The following is an 11,983-nucleotide window of genomic DNA, read 5'->3' on the forward strand; positions in this document are numbered from 1 at the left end:
GCGCCGCAGCCCAACTTGTGACAAAATGGCAACAAAATAATTACAAAATAAACTGATCTAAATAAGGTGTATAAATGAGCAAAAAAGTGTTTCTAGGCGGCGCAGCTGCTGTTGTGGCAGCATTTGCTGTGAGTCCATACTTTACAGGCTCGGTTGTTGAGAATCAGGTTAAGGCGCAAGTGGCTGCATTAGATTCTCAGCCAGCGTACGATGCTAAACTGGTCGACTTTCAGAGTGGCTATCTTAGTTCGGAAGGGACGATTTTAGTTACGGTAAAACTCGGTAATATGACTGATGACGGAATGGAACTCCCTGAAGAAGTAAACGCCGAATTCCAACTATCCGCACAACATGGTTTATTGTTGACAAAATATGATGCAGGAATCGGCTTAGCTTCATGGAAACTTGAACTTGTGGACGACAAGTTACGCGAGTACCTTGAGTGGAGCGATGGTGATGCCTTTTATCACATGACAGGCTCTTTAGGTTTGTTCGGAGGTGGGGAATACCGTGACCGAATTGCCAAGTTTAAAGCTGTCGAGAATGGCGACGGTGTAGCGGTGAATTTTTCCGGTTATCAGGGGCGTGGCGCTATTGATAGCGACAATATCGAATATGGCGGTGGTTTTGAGCAGTTTAAACTCGCTACCGAGGGTGGGGCGCGAGTCGATCTTAAAGACATGAAGTTCGATATTAACGCTGAAACACCGCTTGAAAAATTATTAAAAGGTAGTGTTTATGAGGGCGATTCATCGCTTTCCATTGCGCAGTTTTATTTTGAAGATAAGACAATGGAGCAACCTTTAGTACTAAGTAACTATCAAATGAACACTCGATCTGATATCGGGGAAGATGAAGTCAATGCAAGTATGTCTGTTGCTCAGACACTTGAATCGCTCACTTCGTCGGTTATTAGTGTTAATGATATAGCGCTAGACATATCCATGGATAATTTAAATATTGAGGTGCTTGAGGCGTTTCAAAAGTTGGCGGCAAACCAAGATGCGACTGCCCATCCTGAGGTTCTTCTCGAGGAACAAAAGGAGTTCTTCGTTAAGCGTTTGATGCAATTCTCTGAGGCTGAGCCTTCGCTTAAAATCGATGCGCTCAAAGCTTCGTTCGAGCAAGGCGATATGAATGCGGATATGATGATGCAATTGGCCGCCATCGATAAACTACCTCAGCCCATCGATAATCAGGTATTTTGGCTATCTCATGTGAACTCTGATGCTAATCTTTCGATCGACAAGCCGCTTGCTACATGGCTTGCAGAAAAACAAATATTGATGCAGCTTAAAAACCAGCTGCCGTCGACAAGACAAGATCCTGAGAAAATGCAACAACTAGCTGAGCAGCAGGCGCCGCTTATTATTTCAGCTTTGATTCAACAGGGCTTTATCACTGAGCAAGATGATGCTTATGTGAGCAAATTTACGTTGCAAGATGGTAAGTTTGTACTTAACGGAAACGAACTGCCGATAATGCAAGCACTTCAACAATAATAGGTTTTTTATGAAGTGGTATTTAGAAGCGTTGCGACGCTATTTAGATTTCAAGTCCCGTTCTACTCGGACGGAATTTTGGATGTTCACGCTCTTTAATTTGTTGTTCTATATTGCTGCGGCTATTCTAGACATCACGTTAGGATTATGGGACCAAGAGTTCGGCGTGGGTCTATTTACGGGTCTTTATGGTGTATTTATTTTATTACCTAACGTGTCCGTAGCTGTTCGGCGCTTGCACGACGTTGGCCTGACCGGGTGGCTTTATTTACTGGTATTCGTTCCTATCGCGGGACCCTTTATTATTTTGGGTATCGCCTGTGTAGCGGGTAAGCCGGGTACGAATAAGTATGGCCCAAATCCTAAGGAAGTTCAGCAAGAGGAAGACGAAGGCTCGATATCAGTTTAAGGCGACAATTAAAACTAACTGAGAGATTCATCAAACTGTCATGAATCCGAAACGAAGTTGTCACCGTAAGTATTGATAATTGCAGTCGTTTTCTGGAGAACACCAGACAACAGATTTATACTCCCTGGATATATTTCGCCCCGAGCCTTTACTCGGGGCTTTTTCTTTTCTAGCCGATTTTATCTTGTGTTTTAGTCTTAAAGTCTTCAGCGCTGTGGCGCTCATGTAGCTGTTCTTCTGGCTCACCCCAGGTTTTATTGACCATACGGCCGCGTTTAACTGCAGGGCGTTGTGATAGCTGTTCGGCCCAGCGCTGCACGTTTTTATAGGTGTGCGCTTGAATAAACTCAGCAGCCTCATAGACTTCGTTGCGAACCAACGCACCGTACCACGGAAAAATGGCCATATCTGCGATGCTGTACTCGTCCCCTGCAATAAACTCATGATTGGCAAGTTGCTTATCGAGTACATCTAATTGGCGTTTGATCTCCATCGTAAAGCGGTTGATTGGGTACTCTAACTTTTCGTCAGCATAAGCATAGAAATGACCAAAGCCACCGCCTAGCAAAGGGGCGCTGCCCATTTGCCAGAATAACCAGTTTAGACATTCAGTACGTGCAGCGGGCGTGGTTGGCAGAAAGTGACCAAATTTTTCAGCAAGATACAGAAGAATAGAGCCTGACTCGAACACGCGTGTGCCCGGTTCGGTACTTTTATCCAGCAGAGCGGGTATTTTTGAGTTTGGGTTAACTTCAACAAATCCGCTCGAGAACTGCTCTCCCTCTAATATGTTAATAAGATAGGCATCGTAATCGGCTTCTTTAACGCCGGCCTCAAGGAGTTCTTCAAGTAGGATAGTTACTTTTTGTCCATTGGGTGTTGCCAGGGAATAGAGTTGAAGATCGTGTTCCCCTTTGGGCAGTGGCTGCTCGTGAGTCGCACCAGAAACTGGGCGGTTAATGTTGGCGAATTTACCACCGTTACCGGGTTCCCACTCCCATACTTTGGGTGGGACGTAAGCATTATTCGACATAAAAGTTCCTCTATTGGTTGGGTACAACGCGTCTAAAAGATACCAAAGTTAGCTCAGCTTGGATTTGCCTCGGCGAGGAATTTTTTAGCGTAGGGTGTAAAATAATCAGGGCGCTGGCGCGCCCTGAACACGTTATAGAGGCAGTACTTCAATGACGGCTGAATAGTTACCTAATCTCACCATCGCTGGCGCTTTTGCGCGATCGTCTTTATATTCAACTTCGATAAAGTACATGCCGGGAGCATCGAAGCTCACTTCAAAAACTCCTTCCGCGTTTGTGGTAAAGCGCATCGGCTCACTATTGTCACGATATTTTTCGCCTTGTCGTACAAGGGTCACCTGCGCATCTTGAGCCGGTTCGCCATCGAATAAGAAACCCAGTGATACCGATTCCCCGGTATAGAGATCGTTGGGGTGGGTTTTGCCATTAAGCTCAAGTCCGTTACCAGTCGGTGTTATGACCTCTTGACTGGGCGCGCCTGCGGTAACAAATACTTCCACCCGACGGGCACTGTCGAAGACTTTTAAATCTTTTGCATCTTGGGGTACGTGCTGGCGAAACCCTTCGAGCGTACCCGCTTCCCCACGGCTGGGCCAACGCTGCCGCTTTCCTTGATCATCTTGCCAGCTGGCTTGCAGACTGCGGCTATTCATACTGACTTCATAGGTGCCCGGCTGGGTGAGCTGAAGATCAAATACACTTCGGTATTTCAGCTTCGCCTGATTTTGCAGCGCAATAGGCTGACCGTCTGGGTTGTACGCTGTGAGGCGGTCTAAAGGCATGGCAAAGTGATCTGGGTTAAAAATACCGTTAGCGATAGCGGCATCAAAGGTGACCCATTCATCCTGACCGGATACTGTGGTGGTGTTCGGTTTTATCCATAAGCGGTGGGCGTTGACCGAGAGACTCGATGTTAGTAACACGCCCATGAGTAATAGTTGTGAGGTTTTACGTTTAATCATTTAAAGGCTCCAGAGTAAGTATTACAGTACCGAGCTCGTTGTCGCCTTGCTCGGTGTGTTGCAGTGGTTTGTTTAATGGCCATTGGAAATTAAATTGCAGTACCTCGCGTCCACCGAGTTCACGCGCTGCCTCGATATACAAGGTGTAAGATTGGGGAGGCCGTTGGCTGATAACCTGAGTCAGTGGCTTGAGGTCTATTCGATGTGAACCCGGTTGTCGAGTTGCGCCAGAGACCCCATCGACGGGCATACTCAAAAAGCGGCCGCTGCGGCGCCACCATAAGCGCATATCTTTAAGCCACTTTTCACCTTCTTTGTCAGCAAGTTGAGTGTCATACCAGATAGCGACATCAGCGACTTTCTTGCGCTCACTGTCCATCAGCCACACCGCGAGATAAGGTGGATGATATTCAGAGACTGCGAGGCGTGGCAGCTCAACCTTGAGTTCATTGGCGGAGCTATGGTTTGGAATCAAAAGTAATACAGGTATGAGCAGACCTGCGGCAACCAATGGCCACGTAGTTTTACGACCCTTGGCGTACTTTTTCAAAAGTAACAAGCCGGTTACTGAAAACAGAATAGCGGCCAGTGCGAAAACATCGATAAACAGCGACCACATAAAGTGAGTGTTGCGGCCTTTGTGCAGATCGTTGAGATAGGCAATCCAGCCACGGTCTGTGGTTTCTTGATAAAAGGTATGTAACTCGCGATCGACTGAAAACCAACAGTCTGAGCCCGCGCGTGGTAAAGCTACGTACATTTCAAATTCACTCCATTGTGCGTTAACGGTGTCAGGTAATGGGTTACCTGTTGTACTTTGGTACCACTGGCGAAACGCCTGACTAATAGGCCGCTCGGCATTTAAACCCGCCATAATGGTGGGTGGAACTTCAGCCTCGATTTGAGTGATCTCAGCATCACCCTCAAACACGGTGGGATGGTTGAGGGTGATACCTGTCACAGAAAAAAGCAGCATGCCGACCAAACAAATCGCGGAACTGACCCAATGCCAGTTTTTAATATTCCAAAATTGACGTGCTCGCATCGATTAAAAAGTCCAGCCAAGAGAAACCCACAGACGGCGTCCGTCCTCGATATAGCCGTACTCTTCGACACCAATTTGCTTATCAAATAGATTATAAATACCGGCTCCGATCTTTATATCGGGTGTGAGGAAGTAATTGATGCCTAAATCGGTCAGCGTATATGAAGGGGCAATCAGTGAGCCGCTCGAAGGTCCCGTCGTCGGCTGGCTTTCTTCGCCACGATAATGAACGCGTAACCAGGTATTCATTGCCGCGGAAGGCTTCCAATTGAGCGACGTTTGTACCAAATGCTTGGGTAGCTGTGTGAGTGGCTCGCCCTTATATTCACCGGTTTTTTGCTCCGAATCCGTAAAGGTGTAGTTCGCGCTCAGTTTCCAAGCTTTGTTAAATCGTGCATCAAAAGTGGCTTCAACACCTTGTGTCACTGCTTCATCCACGTTGACGTACGTTGTGGGCATAGAACCGAACTGATTGGGACCGCCGGTACACTGAGTGACGGGGCATGCAATACGCGATATTTTATCGTCGAACTCGTTATAGAAAACGGTAACTGAGCTCTTTATTCCTCGACTAAAGTGGGTATATAAACCGAGTTCGTAGTTAACCGATGTTTCGGCTTGCAAGTCGGGGTTACCATAAATATCTCCCCCTCGACTGACTTGCCCCCAATCCTCTGTGGTTTGACGTAAGTTAGGTGCTCGAAAGCCGGTGGATACGCCACCTTTTAGTGTGGTGGCTCGTGATAAGTGGTAGACGCCGTAGACCCGGGGACTCCATTGGTCACCAAAATACTCATCATCGTCGTAACGCAAGCCGGTTGTGAGCTCGAAGTGTTTTGCGATAGGCCATGTTGACTCAGCAAATACTGACCATTGAGAGCTATCGATTTGTGTGCGGTCGCTAATTTGGTTACTGGTGCGATCTTCTAACTCTTCCTTTAGATATGCGGCGCCGAGTGTAATTGGCTGCTCAACGGTGAGTGGCACATTCCATACGGTTTGGAAATCGGTATTGGTTATGTACATCTGACGCGCATTGTTGTCGTATTCGTCTCGTTTTAGATAGCTTCGAGCGCCGACAAGCCCCCATTGACCGTTGTGAGCAATGGAGTAACTTTGATTGTCATACTCGGTAGTGGATGACTCAGGACAACCGCGGCGGCCACAACTTTCACCCGCCGCTAGGGGCGCAACGGTTTTACCCAGTGTGGCGTCTATGGTTTGTGAGTTAGTGCCTGCCTCAAAAAGCCATTCGTGGTCGACCGTTGGTGTGTAAGCGAGTTTCACGGTCGCATGGTCGGTTTTTTTACCGCGATATCCATCCACAATATCGTCCTCAAGTCGACGTGTATATCCGCCATACACTTGCAGTCCGAGGGTGTCTTCAATCAGCGAACCAGAGGTAAAAAGGTTAACTTGGTAGCTATTACCGGAGTCACTGCGTTCTTGTACAACGGAGTCTACACGAACTTCGCTGCGCCATTCTTGCGGTGTTTTCTTGGTTATAATATTGATGACACCGCCAATAGCATCCGAACCATATAGCGAAGACATTGGGCCGCGAATTATCTCGATACGTTCAATAGCTGCTAAGGGCGGTGTCCACGCGCCTTCAACGCCCGGACCGTCACTATTAGGTCGTGTTTCTCGCGATGTTTGGCGCTGTCCATCGACCAAAATCAAGGTGTACTGACTGCTCATTCCGCGAACGCTGATGTCTTGTCGGTCACCACCATTGGTGACAATAACCCCAGGCGCATCGGTCAGTGCATCGGTCAGATCTTTGTAAAAACGTTGTGATAATTCTTTACCAGAAATGACACTGACTGATGCAGGTGCATCTCGTAAAGTCTTGTCGGCACCGGACGCAGTGACAACTAAAACCTCCATGGGCTTTTCACGTTTATGAGAATGGTTTGCGCGGTAATCTGACTGTTGCGGGTTAGCATTTGCTGATAAAGTGAAGGTGCAAATGGCAGAGGCAATGATTGACAGTTTTAAGCCACGCGTGTTTGATAGATACACAATGTTCTCCATATATAAAAATGAGAATAGTTTTTATTTGCAAATATACGTATAATAAACGTTTCTGCAATCTCGTTTATTTGTAAGCATATTTAAGAGGTGCTTAAGCTATGAATCCGAAGATGATTCGGTCGATGAAGGCGTTTACTCGTACCGTCGAGTTAAAGAGTATGAGTGCAGCCGCGAGTGAGCTGCATATGACCGTTTCTGCTGTCAGTCAACAACTTAGGAAGCTTGAAAAGGATAATGGCCTGGCGTTATTTCACCGTAACACGCGGGTTATGACGCTCACCGAAGCCGGTGAAGTGTTTTATCAGTCATGTCTGGACATTTTGAGTATTGCTGCGAAAAATCAAGAGCGTATGGAGCAGCTGACGCAAACGCCGGCGGGGGTGATGAAAATCATGGCACCTGTGGGGTTCGGGGGCGGCTTACTGAGCGAGCCTCTACGACAGCTAACTGAGCAGTTTCCAGACATGCAGTTTAAGTTATCAATGACGGATGAACCGATTGATTTAGTGACTGCAGGCGTGGATCTCGCAATTCGTATTGGGCCATTACCCGACTCCTCCTTGTACTCCCATCATTTAATTAATTGGCATTTAGTGCCTTGTGTCGCAAGCACTCATGAGCTCGCCAAACGCAGGGTTAGCAGTCTTGAGGATTTACAAGCGGAGACCTTTATTGCACATTTTTCAAATACCTATGACTTGCCGCTGCCAGCACCGCGTATCCAAGTCGACAATATGCAAACAACGGTTCAATTGACGTGCGACGGCGTTGGATTTGCACTGTTGCCAGAACCCGAAGTGAAGCCTCAGTTACAAAACGGTGAACTCGTCCGCTTACTACCCGATTGGGAAGGTGTGGAATACGGTGTTTATGCAGTCCTACCGGTGAAAGAGAGTATCCCGGCAAAGACACGTTTAGTAATGAATGTGATAGAGGATTGGTTTAAGCAAGTGTAGTGTTGTATTTGATTGACATCACAGCACGATTTAATCTCTGAATGAAGATGTAAAAGTAATCCAAAAGGAGTAGCATCAACGTTACTAGTTTCGCATATCTAACGCTTACACAGTAAGTTAGAGGAGACTCACGTTGTATCCAAGCGAAGTCGACATGTGGTTCCTACCCCTTGGCGGGACAGGTGAGATCGGCATGAACATGAACCTTTACGGTCATGCCGGTCGCTGGTTGATGATCGACTGTGGTGTCTCCTTTGATGAACCGCTTAACCCTGCAAAGCCCAATAGCCTAAAGCACGAAGTCGTCTGTGCCGACCCTCGCTTCATTACAGATAATAAAGACGAACTCGAAGCGATCATTATTACCCACGCTCACGAAGACCACATTGGCGCTATAGAAGATTTATGGCTGCGCTGGCAAAAACCAATCTACACCACACCTTATACAGCTGCTGTTCTGCGCAAAAAATTAGCCTACACCGCATTTGCTGAACTGGTCTCCATTATCGAGGTCAATGACGGGGAAACCGTTCAAATCGGTCCATTTAGTGTGACTTGGATACGGTTTACCCATTCGCTCCCTGAACCATTTGGTGTGGTTATCGAAACACCTGCTGCTCGCGTATTACACACCGGAGACTGGAAGATCGATGCACAACCAATTACCTCAGCCGGCTTTGACAGCGGCGTGTTTCAACGACTTGGATTAACAGGCATTGATGCCGTTGTAGGTGATTCTACCAACGCCTTAAAACCAGGGTGGTCGACTTCTGAAGCGGATTGTCATGACGGGCTTTTAGCCGAGGTGAACGAAGCACAAGGGCGCGTTGTTGTCGGCTGCTTCAGCAGTAACATCGCACGTCTAATCACGTTAGCTCGGGTGGCTGAAGCTTCGGGTCGCTATTTGGCAGTGCTTGGACGTTCCTTAGAGAGAAATGTAGGTCTGGCACGCCAATTTGGATTATGGCCCGAGCATATTGAGCTCATTGACCATACGCATGTTGGTTATTTACCAGCACGAGAAGTGTTAGTTGTGGCGACAGGCTGCCAGGGTGAATCTAGAGCAGCACTCAATCGTTTAGCCGACGATAGCCATCCTCACTTAGTGCTGGATAAAGGTGACAAAGTCATCATGAGCGCTATTATTATTCCAGGTAATGAGCTTGATATTCAACGCCTCACGAATAAGTTTAAAGCGCGTCGAATAGAGGTCGTGCATGCCGAACAAAGTGACCGCATACTGCACGCTTCGGGCCATCCTAATCAAGAAGAGCTTAAACAACTGTACCAGTGGGTGAAGCCGCGTATGGTGATACCCACGCATGGCGAACCCGACCATATGAAAGCGCATGCTGAAGTCGCCAAAAAAGCGGGCGTGAGGATGACGCTTACGGGTATGAACGGTGATTTATTTAGAATTGGATTACAGCCGAGTGTCCGCCGAAACGCAGTAAAAGCGGGGCGAATTGCGCTAGCTCGCGATTAATATATTATATTTATAAGCATATTGATATGCATCAAATTGACCGCACGACAGAGCAACAAGAAGCGTGTTAAAAAATATGTAGTAACCTTTCAATTAAGGTTAGTAACTTGACTTATAACGTCATTGGCTAAGGAGATCGTATTATGGATCTTGACCCCCTCGTGCTTTCGCGAATTCAATTCGCGTTTGTCGTGTCATTTCATGCCATATTCCCCGTGTTCACTATCGGTTTGGCATCATATATTGCACTCATCTATGGTCTTGCATTCAAAACTAACAACCCGAAGTGGGAGCGCTTAGGTGCCTTCTGGACCCAAGTGTTCGCTGTGGTTTTTGGTATGGGTGTGGTATCCGGTATTGTTATGTCTTTTCAGTTCGGTACGAACTGGAGTAACTTCGCGCTCGCGACATCCAACTTTTTAGGCCCGATATTGAGCTACGAGGTGGTGACAGCGTTCTTCTTAGAAGCGGCGTTTCTAGGGGTGCTTTTGTTCGGTCGCGGTAAGGTACCGAACGGTGTTCACTTTTTTGCTGCGCTGATGGTGTCTATCGGCACCTTTATTTCTAGTTTTTGGATCTTGTCGGCCAATAGCTGGATGCAAACACCTGCGGGCGTTGAAATGCGTGATGGCTTTTATCATGTCATTGATTGGTCAGCCGCCATTTTTAATGACTCGTTTTGGTATCGTTTCAGCCACATGGCGTTAGCTTCCTTTCTAACCGGTGGTTTCGTTGTTGCTGGCGTGAGTGCTTGGTTTATTATTGAAAAACGTGATACCGAGCTGCACCGTAAAGCCCTCTCAATGACGTTATGGCTGTTACTGATAATTGCGCCGTTGCAAATCTTTGTCGGTGACATGCATGGTCTCAATACGCTAAAACATCAGCCGACCAAGGTGGCCGCGATGGAGGCGAACTGGGAAACACAAAAGAATGTGCCCCTGCTTTTATTTGCGATTCCTGATCAAGAGGCTCAGAAAAACCACTTTGAAGTGGGTATTCCCAGCATGGCGAGCTTGATCTTGACTCACGAGTGGGACGGTGAAGTGCCTGGCATTAAAGAAATGCCAAGAGATCAACAACCTAACGTGCCGGTTGTTTTCTGGTCTTTCCGAATAATGGTTGCGATGGGCGTACTCATGGTGTTATTCGCCATTACCGGTCTCATTTTGCGTAAAAATAAGGCTTACGCACGTAATCGTTGGTTCTTGCAAGGATTGCGATTAATGTCGCTGGCGCCTTTCGTCGCAGTGCTGTCGGGTTGGTTTGTAACCGAGGTGGGACGAGCGCCTTATCTTGTGTACGGTCAGATGACCCAAGCCGAAGCACTAACACCGTCGTTAACGGGGGGGATGGCATTGTTCACCTTGATTGGCTATATCGCAGTGTACGCCTGTGTATTCGCGGCGGGTGCTTATTATCTGACACGTGTTATCCGCGCAGGTACTGAAGCTGCCGAGCAGCACGACGACGAGAGGCATCGTGCTAAACGTCCACTTTCTGCTGCAGAAGCCGACTTTGATTAAGGAGCACCTATCATGAGTGAACCCATTTTTGATTTGACTTACGTCTGGGCTGCGATAATTGCCTTCGGTGTCATCATGTATGTGTTGATGGATGGCTTCGATTTAGGCCAAGGCATACTGTTTATGTTCGCACCCAGTGAACATGACCGCGACATTATGATGAACTCCGTGGCACCTGTATGGGATGGCAATGAGACCTGGTTGGTGTTAGGCGGCGCGGGTTTATTGGCTGCCTTTCCGCTGGTTTACAGTATTTTCTTGCCGGCGCTCTACATCGGCGTTTTCCTATTGCTCGCCGGGCTTATTTTTCGCGGCGTTGCCTTTGAGTTCCGCTTTAAAGCACATACATCGCGTTATCTTTGGAACTGGGCCTTTGCGATCGGCTCAACAGTTGCGGCGTTTGCACAGGGCGCTGTTGTAGGCGCTTATATCCAAGGCTTCGAAACTGAAAATATGCGCTATGTCGGTGGAGCATTAGACTGGCTGTCACCGTTTACCGTGTTGACGGGGCTTGGACTGGTCGCGGGGTATGCGCTACTGGGGGCAACTTGGTTAGTGATGAAATCTGAGGGCTCGACTCAACAATGGGCCTATCGTTTAGTGAAGCCGCTGCTGGCGGCGGTACTGCTGATTTTTGCCATCATCAGTATCTGGACTCCCTTTGTTGACCCGTTCGTTTCAGAGCGTTGGTTCTCACACATCACGCCGATTTGGCTACTGCCGATTTTAGCGTTGGCTTGTGCATTTTGGTTATATCGCTCGATTCAAGCCAAGCGTGAGGGAACCCCTTTTATTGCCACCATGGGAATGTTTATTTTCACTTACTTAGGCCTATTGGCGAGCAAGTGGCCTTATGTGGTACCGCCTAACTATACATTAAGCCAAGCAGCGTCGGCTCATGAGTCGCAGCTCTTCTTATTGTTAGGCTTATTGTTCGTAATCCCGATTGTCCTTGTTTACACTGCATGGACTTACTGGGTTTTCCGCGGCAAGGTAAAAGCCGATCAGGGTTATCACTAAGAACCA

10 protein-coding genes are annotated in these 11,983 nt (G+C 47.6%); 6 read left to right on the forward strand and 4 right to left on the reverse strand.

What is annotated here, in order from left to right:
• Positions 1 to 74: 74 nt before the first annotated feature.
• Together AWU56_RS01860 and AWU56_RS01865 are read left to right on the forward strand one after the other, a co-directional pair.
• On the forward strand, positions 75 to 1,502 hold the full coding sequence (locus AWU56_RS01860) for a YdgA family protein (protein WP_286681627.1): 1,428 nt from the start codon (positions 75 to 77) through the stop codon (positions 1,500 to 1,502).
• Positions 1,503 to 1,512: 10 nt separating this feature from the next.
• Positions 1,513 to 1,911, forward strand: coding sequence for a DUF805 domain-containing protein (locus AWU56_RS01865; RefSeq protein ID WP_286681628.1), 399 nt, complete (start codon positions 1,513 to 1,515; stop codon positions 1,909 to 1,911).
• 169 nt (positions 1,912 to 2,080) lie between these two features.
• Here the strand turns inward: AWU56_RS01865 and yghU are convergent, their stop codons facing one another.
• From yghU to AWU56_RS01885, 4 genes are all read right to left on the reverse strand, one after another.
• Positions 2,081 to 2,944, reverse strand: coding sequence for a glutathione-dependent disulfide-bond oxidoreductase (gene yghU, locus AWU56_RS01870; protein WP_286681629.1), 864 nt, complete (start codon positions 2,942 to 2,944; stop codon positions 2,081 to 2,083).
• A 132-nt stretch (positions 2,945 to 3,076) separates the two neighbouring features.
• Positions 3,077 to 3,907 (reverse strand): DUF4198 domain-containing protein, encoded by an 831-nt coding sequence (locus AWU56_RS01875; protein WP_286681630.1) that lies wholly within the window; start codon positions 3,905 to 3,907, stop codon positions 3,077 to 3,079.
• The gene (locus AWU56_RS01880) at positions 3,900 to 4,952 is read right to left on the reverse strand and encodes a PepSY-associated TM helix domain-containing protein (protein ID WP_286681631.1); all 1,053 of its coding nucleotides are present in this window, start codon (positions 4,950 to 4,952) and stop codon (positions 3,900 to 3,902) included. The genes AWU56_RS01875 and AWU56_RS01880 overlap by 8 nt, the downstream gene beginning before the upstream one ends.
• A 3-nt stretch (positions 4,953 to 4,955) precedes the next feature.
• Positions 4,956 to 6,926 carry a ligand-gated channel protein gene (locus AWU56_RS01885; RefSeq protein ID WP_286681672.1) on the reverse strand — a complete coding sequence of 657 codons (1,971 nt, stop codon included), beginning with the start codon at positions 6,924 to 6,926 and terminating at the stop codon, positions 4,956 to 4,958.
• 161 nt (positions 6,927 to 7,087) lie between these two features.
• Between AWU56_RS01885 and AWU56_RS01890 the strand changes: the two genes are divergently transcribed.
• The 4 genes from AWU56_RS01890 (at position 7,088) to cydB (ending at position 11,977) form a co-directional block, all read left to right on the forward strand.
• Positions 7,088 to 7,945, forward strand: coding sequence for a LysR family transcriptional regulator (locus AWU56_RS01890; RefSeq protein WP_006956408.1), 858 nt, complete (start codon positions 7,088 to 7,090; stop codon positions 7,943 to 7,945).
• 193 nt (positions 7,946 to 8,138) lie between these two features.
• On the forward strand, positions 8,139 to 9,431 hold the full coding sequence (locus AWU56_RS01895) for a ribonuclease J (protein WP_286681673.1): 1,293 nt from the start codon (positions 8,139 to 8,141) through the stop codon (positions 9,429 to 9,431).
• Positions 9,432 to 9,574: 143 nt separating this feature from the next.
• A complete protein-coding gene (locus AWU56_RS01900) occupies positions 9,575 to 10,957 on the forward strand; it encodes a cytochrome ubiquinol oxidase subunit I (RefSeq protein ID WP_286681632.1) in 1,383 nt (460 codons plus the stop codon).
• A 12-nt stretch (positions 10,958 to 10,969) separates the two neighbouring features.
• Positions 10,970 to 11,977: a cytochrome d ubiquinol oxidase subunit II gene (cydB, locus tag AWU56_RS01905; RefSeq protein WP_006956405.1), complete on the forward strand. Its 1,008-nt coding sequence runs from the start codon at positions 10,970 to 10,972 to the stop codon at positions 11,975 to 11,977.
• Positions 11,978 to 11,983: the final 6 nt, after the last annotated feature.

The organism is Idiomarina sp. T82-3, assembly GCF_001577655.1.
In the GTDB taxonomy this organism is placed as follows: Bacteria; Pseudomonadota; Gammaproteobacteria; order Enterobacterales; family Alteromonadaceae; genus Idiomarina; species Idiomarina baltica.

Excerpts from the sequence above, each read along its gene's own strand:
- yghU (WP_286681629.1), bottom strand. The coding sequence starts at position 2,944 with ATGTCGAATAATGCTTACGTCCCACCCAAAGTATGGGAGTGGGAACCC.
- AWU56_RS01865 (WP_286681628.1), top strand. The coding sequence starts at position 1,513 with ATGAAGTGGTATTTAGAAGCGTTGCGACGCTATTTAGATTTCAAGTCC.
- cydB (WP_006956405.1), top strand. The coding sequence starts at position 10,970 with ATGAGTGAACCCATTTTTGATTTGACTTACGTCTGGGCTGCGATAATT.
- AWU56_RS01860 (WP_286681627.1), top strand. The coding sequence starts at position 75 with ATGAGCAAAAAAGTGTTTCTAGGCGGCGCAGCTGCTGTTGTGGCAGCA.
- AWU56_RS01895 (WP_286681673.1), top strand. The coding sequence starts at position 8,139 with ATGAACATGAACCTTTACGGTCATGCCGGTCGCTGGTTGATGATCGAC.
- AWU56_RS01880 (WP_286681631.1), bottom strand. The coding sequence starts at position 4,952 with ATGCGAGCACGTCAATTTTGGAATATTAAAAACTGGCATTGGGTCAGT.
- AWU56_RS01890 (WP_006956408.1), top strand. The coding sequence starts at position 7,088 with ATGAATCCGAAGATGATTCGGTCGATGAAGGCGTTTACTCGTACCGTC.
- AWU56_RS01875 (WP_286681630.1), bottom strand. The coding sequence starts at position 3,907 with ATGATTAAACGTAAAACCTCACAACTATTACTCATGGGCGTGTTACTA.
- AWU56_RS01900 (WP_286681632.1), top strand. The coding sequence starts at position 9,575 with ATGGATCTTGACCCCCTCGTGCTTTCGCGAATTCAATTCGCGTTTGTC.